Source organism: Flavobacteriales bacterium (assembly GCA_013001705.1).
In the GTDB taxonomy this organism is placed as follows: Bacteria; Bacteroidota; Bacteroidia; order Flavobacteriales_D; family JABDKJ01; genus JABDLZ01.
In genome coordinates this window covers 1-4,214 of sequence record JABDLZ010000104.1, presented here as the reverse complement: position 1 = coordinate 4,214, position 4,214 = coordinate 1, and the positions used below count along the sequence as shown (strand labels likewise).

3 protein-coding genes are annotated in these 4,214 nt (G+C 54.6%); 2 read left to right on the top strand and 1 reads right to left on the bottom strand.

The annotated features are described in order from the left end of the window. Positions 1–1,270, top strand: a 1,270-nt coding sequence (locus HKN79_04360; protein NNC82788.1) for a T9SS type A sorting domain-containing protein, incomplete at its 5' end; no start/stop codon positions are given. Positions 1,271–1,451: 181 nt separating this feature from the next. Here the strand turns inward: HKN79_04360 and HKN79_04355 are convergent. Next, positions 1,452–2,102 carry a response regulator transcription factor gene (locus HKN79_04355; protein NNC82787.1) on the bottom strand — a complete coding sequence of 217 codons (651 nt, stop codon included), beginning with the start codon at positions 2,100–2,102 and terminating at the stop codon, positions 1,452–1,454. 82 nt (positions 2,103–2,184) lie between these two features. Between HKN79_04355 and HKN79_04350 the strand changes: the two genes are divergently transcribed. Next, positions 2,185–4,214 (top strand): tetratricopeptide repeat-containing sensor histidine kinase (locus tag HKN79_04350; GenBank protein ID NNC82786.1); only part of this gene is annotated, 2,030 nt, incomplete at its 3' end.

Below are 4,214 nucleotides of genomic sequence, written 5' to 3'. Positions count from 1 at the left end.
GGACGGAACAGCTATCGATGGCTGCTCCGGTGCCACAGAGGGCGGATGTCCCTTACCTCCAAATCCAGCACCAGGAGAGGCGACCATCATGAGTTATTGTCAGGATGAGCTTGCAGATGGATTCGTGGCCGATGCGCCCTTCGGCCCGCAACCGGGTGCGGTGATCCGCGCCAGTGTTGCCGCTGCCTCCTGTCTAGAAGACTGCGCGACCGAGGAGGTCATCTACCTGCCCGATGTGCTCGGTAGTGGACCTGCACTGCTCCAGTGCGATGACGAGCCGGCTCCAGCGGGATATACCTTGGCCGCCAGTCAATTCTGTGCCTTGGGCGTATTGGACTCCGATCCTGCCTGTAGCGATATCTCTTGGGACGGCATCTGCCAATCCAGCTACGAGGCCTGCTGGGAACCCGGCTGTATGGACCCCACGGCCTGTAATTACGACCCGGAATCGAATATCGATGACGGTTCCTGTGAGTATCCCGGCTGCGTGGACTGTGCGCTATATGATTTTGCCCCGGTCGACCTCACCAAATCCTTCGACCCGGTGGATGGCATCCAAGATAGGGTACAGGTCAAATGGTTCAAGGATGTGCCTCAGGTGCGCTATAGCGATGAAGATGCCGCTATGTGCGATATCAAGTTCTGGCCCAAGCGCGATTTGGACCCGGTCACGGGAGATCCTATCGGTCCGGCCTATGTGGCTCCGGATACCACCTTCATAAATGACCGTACGAAGACCTACGGGGATGGCTCCCCACGTCAGATCTTCAAGTGGCCGATCAAGTTCCGGGCCGATGGTGCCAACAACAGCAAACGGGCGGATCCCAACATCCGCTACGAGTGGCAGGTGCGCTGCGAGTGCGGCCATAGCGGCACGGGACCGGAGTCCCCTTGGAGCGAGATCAAGATCTTCAATGTCCCGGATTTCGATCCCACTACGGGGATCTACACTCCACCTCCCGGACAGGGACCCTATACCGATGACTTCAAATCTTCTCTGGAAGTGGATATCCAGCTCAGTCTCTATCCCAATCCGAATGATGGGCGACAATTCATCTTGGAGTCGGAGCGTCTCTTTGAGAATGCAGAGCGACTGACCATGGAGATCATCGACATCACAGGAAAACTGATTCATAGTGAATCCTTAGCGAGCGCGCAGAAGGGGACACAGGTCCGCATTGAAATGGGTGAGGACTTAGAGAACGGACTGTACCTGGTCCATGTCTACACGGATGATCAGCGCTTCATGCTGAAGATGTTGGTGGAGTAGATACAGACCGCCATTGGAAAAGCCAAAGCCCTCCGTATTCGGGAGGGCTTTTTCTATCGTCAAGGGTCTAAGATCTTGAGTTGGATGGTCTGGATAGACGTAATAAGATGCTTCCACCTGACTTCTAGACCAAATATCGCACACAATCACCGGAATCGGCATCACCCTATAGGGTGATTCTTCAATCGATCTCCCCGCGCAGATAAAGGGCGATGGCCTCGGCCTTGTTATTGACCTCCAATGCGCGATACATCTTCTTGATATGGCTGCGTACGGTCTCTACCGAGACATAGAGCTGGTCGGCAATCTCCTTATAGCTGAGTCCATCCACCAAGCGCTGGATGATCTCCAACTGGCGTTCGGTCAGTAATTGGGGCTTCTGCTCTTCCTTGGGTCGGGCAAAATGGGTGACGATCTCCCGCGCGATGTGCGGGGACATATACGAACCGCCTTTCTGTACGATTTTTAACGCTTCCACGATCTCTTCCTGATCGGCCTTCTTGGAGATATAGCCCACCGCTCCGCTGCACAAGGCTTTCAATATGGTCTGCTCATCCTCATAAGAAGTGAGCATGACCACATCCACATCTGGCAATTCCTCACGTATACGGGGTAGGGCTTCCAATCCCGACATGCCCGGTAGTCCGATGTCCAGTAGCAGGATATCCGGATGCTGGGATGAACGGTTCTCGAAATGCTGAAAGAAGGACTCGGCCGATCCGAATTCCCCGGCCATCTCGATGTGGGGATCGAGCTCCAGATAGTAGCATACATTCTCCCGGATCGGGACTACATCTTCGATGATACTGACACGGATATCACGTTTCTCCATACAGCTTGCAAGATACGGCATCGTCCTTTCGAGCACTTCACTTTGGAGAATCCCTATCTTCCACCTATTCATTGGAAAAGATATGCGGAGACTCGGATGGATCACGGTGTTGCTGATGATCAGCACACTATTCACAGCACAGACAGACCAGGTAGAATCACAGCTCAGCAGCTTCGAGGCCTTAGAGACGAAGGCCTCCAGAATAGACTATCTGGATTCGCTCTGCGCGCAGTACCGAGCTACTTTGGATCCAAGCGGTGCCATCTTCTATGATATACGGGACTCCATACTAGGGGATGATTGGGAAGCGGGTCTAGAGCGTGCCCATGAGTCCACCTTCTACCATACGCTCATAGGAGATATCCCGCGAGGAGGCAAGGTGATCGATACGTATTATCCGCGACTCCGCGATATCGAGGACTTGAACCTTCGGGCCAATATCGCTTATACCAAGAGCTTCCACGAGGAGTTGGCGCAGAACAATGCACCCGCTCTGGAGGCCATCGAGAAATCCATCGAGATACACGAGATACTCCAAGACACCACGGTCATCCAGTTCGGGGAGTCCTATCGGGCCAAGGCCCGCATCCTCCAGGCCATGGGGCGTTTCGGGGAGAGCAGCATCGCCTATACCAAGGCCAAGGACATCTTCATGGCGGCCCGGGATAGCATCGGCATCTCCGATGCGCTGATGGGTCTCGGCATACTCTATGCGCAGCTCGGGCTCTATGATGAGTCAGAGGTCTTCTTCCAGCAGCGCTATGACTATGCATCGAATCCACCGCCCCTCATGTACCTGCAGGATGCACTCAATCTGGGACGCAATCGGATGTTGGAGGGTCGCACCCAAGAAGCACAGATGCATTTTGAAGAGGGCCTGCGATTGGCCAAGGAGCATGGATTGCCCGGGCACATCAGCCTCTATGCCTACAATGGATTGATAGAGAGTCTCTACTTCAATCAGGCCTATGAGAGCGTCAAGGAGGTATTTATCGAGATGAAGGAGGTCTACTCACGCTACGAGGGCGATGAAGGGCTCGGCTTCCTCTTCGACCAGAGTCGCTTCTTCGACCTTCTGGTAAGAGGAGAGACGCAAGCAGCCGAGGAGATCGCCACACGCCTCTATGCGCGAAGTGCCGAGAAAGGCGATGCTTCGGAGCGTATGTTGCATGCCCAGTTCTTGTCCGAGCTCTACGAGAAACAAGAAGACTATGCGCGTAGCTTGGAGTACTTCAGGCAGTTCTCGGCCACCCGGGATAGCTTGCTGACGGCCAACAAGACCAACGCGATCCTGCTCTATCAGACCCAGTATGAGACCCAAGAGAAGGAGAACGAGATCATCTCACTCGGGAAGGAGAAGGAGAGGGAAGAAGCCCGCAGCCGTCTCTTCCTCTTGATCGCCATCGGATTGGCGGCCATCCTGCTCCTGATCAGCTATCTGTTCATCCAACTCCGCAGAACGCGAAAGCAGCTACAGGTACAGAATGAGGAGCTGCAGCGATTGAATGCGACCAAGACCAAGTTCTTCAGCATCATCGGGCATGATCTGCGCAGTCCCTTGGTGACCTTGCATGCCATAGGCATGGGCATGAAACGGAGACTGTCCAAAGGGGATGTGGAAGGGGCACAGGAGAATGTCGGAATGCTCAGTAGCAGCGTACAGCAGATCAGCGGCCTGTTGGATAACCTCCTCGGATGGGCGCTCTCTGAGAATGGGGTGATGCCTTACCATCCCGAGAAGATCGAACTACGACCAACGGTCGAGGAGACCATGGAGCATTATGCCGAACTGGCTGCACAAAAGGACATCGAGCTATCACTGGCCATACCCGCTGGCGTCCATGTACATGCCGATCCGGATGCGCTGAAGGGGATACTCCGCAATCTCATCTCCAATGCCATCAAATTCACTCCGCAAGGCGGAAAGGTGGAGCTGGCTGTAGAAGAGGAAGGAGGTCGGATACAGGTACTGGTCAAGGATTCTGGAGTCGGCATGAGCACTGAACAGATAGAACGACTGGCCTCCGATGGGGTCCAAAGCGAACGCGGAACAGCCGGGGAAGTAGGTACGGGGCTAGGCCTGACCCTGGTCAAGGAATTGGTGGACTTGAA